This is a genomic window from Marinobacter salinexigens, from assembly GCF_008370345.1.
In the GTDB taxonomy this organism is placed as follows: Bacteria; Pseudomonadota; Gammaproteobacteria; order Pseudomonadales; family Oleiphilaceae; genus Marinobacter; species Marinobacter salinexigens.
Map to the genome: position 1 here is coordinate 1 of NZ_VTUU01000042.1, position 939 is coordinate 939.

1 protein-coding gene is annotated in these 939 nt (G+C 63.2%); it reads right to left on the reverse strand.

Annotated features, from left to right (window positions below; all coding sequences use genetic code 11):
* Window positions 1–107 precede the first annotated feature (107 nt).
* A partial coding sequence (locus tag FWJ25_RS20585; RefSeq protein WP_149601856.1) for a chlorophyll a/b-binding protein occupies window positions 108–939 on the reverse strand: 832 nt, incomplete at its 5' end.

Genomic DNA, 939 nt, shown 5'->3' on the forward strand with positions numbered 1-939 from the left:
TCCCCGGTAAAATCAAGGACGGCAGCAGCGCATGACTTGGCATCCCGGTAAAATCAAAGACGGCAGCAGCGCATGACTTGGCATTGCTGGCGGCTTGTGGCGCGTCCTTACAGGCTAGGCGTCCTCTCGGCGGCGCCGGAGATGACGGTGAGCAGGTTGTTGCCGAAGGGGTCGCTGAGGTGCTTGGCGAGGTTCTCSACGGGGCCTTCGCCGGTGACGTAGGCCTGGATGAAGAAGGCGAACATGGAGAACATGGCSAGCCGGCCGTTCTTGATCTCCTTCACCTTGAGGATGGCGGCCTGGTCGGSGTCGCTGGCCARGCCCAGGGGGTCGAAGGGSCCACCGGGGTGCAGCTTGTCCTCRAGGTCCAGTCCGTTGRTGATCCGGTAGTACTCGGCGCCGCCGACGAGGAYSACCTCCGCGATCACGGCSGCCACCAGGTTGATGGGGATGCTGTTGCCGAARTAGYTGAGGGTGTTGCCGTCCAGGAGCAGSGCGCCGGTCTTGAACCAGACRGCCTCRGGGCCRCAGTTAGCGCCGAACTTGTTGCASGCCTCTGGGATGACAGCGCCAGCGGCACCGAGCATGGCCCATCTGGCATGGATCAGCTCGTAGGCCTGGTACTTGGCGAAGTCCTCTGGCTTCTTGCCCAGGCCAAAAGGGTCGTAGCCATAGTCTCCAGGGACCTCTCCGGTGAGGTACTCCGGCACCTCCGATCGGTCCAGCAGCCCATCCGGCAGGTAGATCCTCCTGTCAGGACCATACCACTTGGCGAGCTCGTCGCTGATGTCTGGAGAAGAGGACGATACCGCAGCGGGCTTGGGCTTCTGGGCAGGCTTCTTGCTGAAAAGGGAGACAATCTTCTGAGCCCCCGCGGTGGGCGCTGCGGTGGCGTAGCGGGGGGAGCCCGCGAAGTTGAGCTGGGTGCCCAGAATCTTG